The sequence below is a fragment of the Stenotrophomonas sp. 2YAF22 genome, assembly GCF_052114665.1.
Taxonomy (GTDB): Bacteria; Pseudomonadota; Gammaproteobacteria; order Xanthomonadales; family Xanthomonadaceae; genus Stenotrophomonas; species Stenotrophomonas indicatrix.
This window is the reverse complement of the sequence record NZ_JBFRFE010000415.1, coordinates 1-3,922: the sequence shown is the minus strand read 5'-3', so window position 1 is coordinate 3,922 and position 3,922 is coordinate 1. Positions and strand designations below refer to the sequence as shown.

The following is a 3,922-nucleotide window of genomic DNA, read 5'->3' as shown; positions in this document are numbered from 1 at the left end:
GGCCGGCAACCCCATGAACCTTTGGCGGGACGCGCGAGATGCCGGCCAGCGGCCGGCACTCCCCCCGATCAGGCCAGGTTGAAGCCGGCGCTGCGAGCCAGTCCGTCGAAATCCGGGAAGGACGTTGCGACGTTGGCGATGTCGTTGATGCGCACTTCACCATGGCTGATCTGGCCGGCAATGGCGAAGGCCATTGCGATGCGATGATCACCGTGGCTTTCAATGGTGCCACTGCCCAGCGATACGCCCCCGTGCAGGGTGGCACCATCTTCGGTTTCGTCCACCTGCATGCCCAGCGCGCGCAGGCCGGTCGCCATCGCGGCCAGGCGATCGGATTCCTTCACCCGCAGCTCGGCGGCGCCGGTCACCACGGTCTGGCCTTCGGCGGCAGCAGCGGCCACGAACAATGCCGGGAACTCGTCGATCATGTCCGGCACCAGCTCCTCGGGAATGCGCGCACCCTTCAGCGGCGCGTAACGCACCAGCAGATCGGCCACCGGTTCGCCGCCCTGCTCTGCCGGGTTCTGTTCGGTGATGTCCGCGCCCATCAGGCGCAGCGCGTGCAGCAGGCCGGTACGGCGCGGATTGAGGCCGACCTGCTTCAGGCGCAGTTCGGAGCCGGGAATGATGCTGGCCGCGACCAGGAAAAACGCGGCCGAGGAGAAGTCGGCCGGCACCACGATATCGGTCGCGCGCAGGCGCTGGCCACCACGCAGGCGGGCGTTGCCCGGCGAGAACGCGATGTCCACGCCGAACGCGGACAGCATGCGCTCGGTGTAGTCGCGGGTCGGGTGCGGTTCGGTCACGCTGGTTTCGCCGTGCGCGTACAGGGCGGCCAGCAGCACGGCGGACTTGATCTGCGCACTGGCCACCGGCGAGGCAAAGTCGATGCCGTGCAGCGTCTGCCCGCCATGCACGTGCAGCGGCGGCGTGCCGTCTTCCTCGGTGTCGATCTTCGCGCCCATCTGCGACAGCGGACCGGTGACGCGGCGCATCGGACGGCCGGACAACGATTCGTCGCCGACCAGCGTGCAGTCGAATGCCTGACCGGCCAGCAGGCCGGCCAGCAGGCGCATGCCGGTGCCGGCATTGCCACAGTCGAGCGGTGCGCTGGGTGCCTGCAGGCCATCGATGCCGACGCCGTGCACGATGCGCTGCGACGCACTGGGGGTTTCGATGCGCACGCCCAGCTGGCTGAAGATGCGCGCGGTGGCGCGGGTGTCTTCGCCTTCCAGGAAGCCTTCGATATGCGAGGTGCCATCGGCCAGCGCGGCGAACATCACCGAGCGGTGCGAGACCGACTTGTCGCCGGGAATGGTCAGGCTGCCCTGCAGGGGCTGGCCCTTGCGGGCGATCCAGTGCTGCGCGTTGCTCATCGTTGAATGGTTCCGTAAACGCCGGCTCGCCGGCGGTGCATCAGGGGCGGCGGCCGCAGCCGCCGCAGCAGGGATCAGGGCACGGCTACCGGATAGGAGCCAAGCACCTTGATCTGCGCCGAGTGCGCTTCCAGTTCGGCAAGTGCGGCCTGCATCGGCGCGTCGTCGATGTGACCGGCCAGGTCGATGAAGAAGCCGTATTCCCACTTGCCGTGGTGCGAGGGGCGCGACTCGATGCGGTTCATGCTGATGCCATGGCGCGCGAACGGGCTGAGCACATCGAACAGCGCGCCCGGCTTGTCATGGATGAACACCAGCACCGAGGTGCGATCATGGCCAGAGGTCGGGAAGATGTTGCGCCCCACCACCAGGAAACGGGTGGTGTTGTCGGCATCGTTCTGGATCGGCTTGGTGACGACCTTCTTCAGGCCGTACACATGGCCGGCGCTCTCGCCGCCAATGGCCGCTGCATCGTCGGCGTTGCGCGCACGGCGCGCACCTTCGGCGTTGCTGGCCACCGGGATCTTCTCGGCCTTGGGCAGGTTGGCGCGCATCCATGCCGAGGTCTGCATGAACGACTGCGGATGGCCGTAGACGCGTTCGATGTCCTCGATGCGGCCACTGCGCGACATCAGGTACTGCTGCACGCGCAGTTCCACTTCGCCGCAGATCTTCAGGTTGGAGGTAAGGAACATGTCCAGGGTGATCTGGATGGTGCCCTGCCCCGAGTTTTCCACCGGCACCACGCCGAAATCAGCGTTGCCCGCTTCCACTTCCTGGAACACTTCTTCGATGCTGGCCATCGGCAGGCCCAGCGCCGAGCGGCCGAAGTGCTTGAGCACGGCCTGCTGGCTGAAGGTACCTTCCGGACCGAGGTAGCCGATCTTCAACGGCTCCTGCTGGGCCAGGCAGGCCGACATGATTTCGCGGTAGACGTGCACCAGCAGCTCATCGCTGAGCGGGCCTTCGTTGCGATCCACCACCATGCGCAGCACCTGCGCCTCGCGCTCGGGGCGGTAGTAGTCGACGGCAGCGGCGAGCTTGCCCTTGGCCTTGCCGACCTGGTGGGCGAACTGTGCGCGTTCGGCGATCAGGCTCTGGATGTCACGGTCGATCTGGTCGATCTTCGAACGCACATCGGCCAGTGCCAGTGGCGCCAGGGTCGGCACCGCGGTTGCCTTCGACTTGCCCTTGGGCTTGGAAGTGGCGCTGTCCTTGGCCGGCTCGGCCTTCTTCGACGCCTTCTTGCTGGGTTTGCTTGCCATCGGAATTCCTTGTTGCGGGGCGCGCACCCGACGATGCGCGCCGTTCATTGCTCAGCCGTGACGCTGCTGGAAATCGGCCATGAAGGCGACCAGCGCCTCCGCCCCGGCCAGCGGCATGGCGTTGTAAAGCGAGGCGCGGATGCCACCGACCACCTTGTGACCCTTCAGCGCCAGCAGGCCGGCGGCCTTGGCATCGGCGACGAAACGGGCATCCAGGTCGGTGCTGGGCAGGAAGAACGGGATGTTCATCCGCGAGCGCGCCGAATGGGCGACCTCGTTGCGATAGAAGCCGCCGGAGGCATCAATGGCGCCGTACACCAGCGCGGCCTTGGCGGCGTTGCGCTTGGCGAACTCGACCACGCCACCTTCGGCCAGCATCCACTTGAACACCAGTCCGGCCAGGTACCAGTTCCAGGTGGGCGGGGTGTTGAGCATGGAATCGCGGGCGACGTGCGAGCGGTAATCGAAGATGTCCGCGCGTGGCTGGCCAGTACGCTCCAGCAGGTCGCGACGGATGATCATCACCGCGATGCCGACCGGGCCCAGGTTCTTCTGCGCACCGGCATAGATGACACCGTAGCGGCGCACGTCCAGCGGCTCGCTGGCGATGGACGAACTGAAGTCGGCCACCAGCGGCACGTTGCCGGTCTCGGGCACATCACGGAACTCGACGCCGTGGATGGTCTCGTTGGCAGTGATGTGCACGTACGCGGCGTCGGGAGAGAGCTGCCAACCGGCGCGCTCGGGCAGCTGGCGATACCCTTCGGCCTCGCTGCTGGCGGCGATGTTGACGTCCACGTAGGGGCTGGCCTGCTTGACTGCGGTCTTGCCCCAGTGGCCGGTGACCACGTAGTCGGCACGCTGGCCGGGGCTGGCGAAGTTGAGCGGGATCAACGCCTGCTGGGTGGTGGCGCCACCGGGCAGGAACAGCACCGCATAGTCCTCGGGAATGTCGAGCAGGCGACGCAGGTCGGCCTCGGCCTCGGCGGCCACGGACATGAACTCCGGACCGCGATGGCTCATTTCCACGATGGAGGCACCGCTACCGTGCCAGTCCAGCATTTCCGCCTGCGCCTGGCGCAGGACCGATTCCGGCAACGTTGCAGGGCCGGCACTGAAGTTGAACGCGCGCGTCATGGCACACCTGTGGGGCAAGACCCCTAGTATGCCGCACTGCACCAGCCTTGCGGCCTAGTGGCGCAAGGGAAATTTGGTTGCATCCGTATCCATTGGCACGGCGGCTCTGGTAGTGCCGGCCGCTGGCCGGCAACTGCAATCACC

General features: G+C 66.8%; 3 protein-coding genes. All 3 read right to left on the bottom strand.

All coding sequences use genetic code 11. From position 1 onward, the window contains the following. Positions 1-68 precede the first annotated feature (68 nt). The 3 genes from aroA to serC all read right to left on the bottom strand — a co-directional run bounded on the left by aroA (position 69) and on the right by serC (position 3,778). Positions 69-1,376, bottom strand: a complete 1,308-nt coding sequence (gene aroA / locus AB4Y84_RS15575) for a 3-phosphoshikimate 1-carboxyvinyltransferase (protein WP_442244347.1) — start codon at positions 1,374-1,376, stop codon at positions 69-71. Between the two features lie 74 nt (positions 1,377-1,450). Continuing rightward, entirely contained in the window at positions 1,451-2,641 is a 1,191-nt protein-coding gene (pheA, locus tag AB4Y84_RS15570) for a prephenate dehydratase (RefSeq protein WP_025878757.1), read from the bottom strand. Between the two features lie 51 nt (positions 2,642-2,692). Further along, positions 2,693-3,778 (bottom strand): 3-phosphoserine/phosphohydroxythreonine transaminase, encoded by a 1,086-nt coding sequence (serC, locus tag AB4Y84_RS15565; RefSeq protein WP_312111043.1) that lies wholly within the window; start codon positions 3,776-3,778, stop codon positions 2,693-2,695. Between the last annotated feature and the right edge of the window lie 144 nt (positions 3,779-3,922).

Excerpts from the sequence above, each read along its gene's own strand:
- aroA (WP_442244347.1), bottom strand. The coding sequence starts at position 1,376 with ATGAGCAACGCGCAGCACTGGATCGCCCGCAAGGGCCAGCCCCTGCAG.
- pheA (WP_025878757.1), bottom strand. The coding sequence starts at position 2,641 with ATGGCAAGCAAACCCAGCAAGAAGGCGTCGAAGAAGGCCGAGCCGGCC.
- serC (WP_312111043.1), bottom strand. The coding sequence starts at position 3,778 with ATGACGCGCGCGTTCAACTTCAGTGCCGGCCCTGCAACGTTGCCGGAA.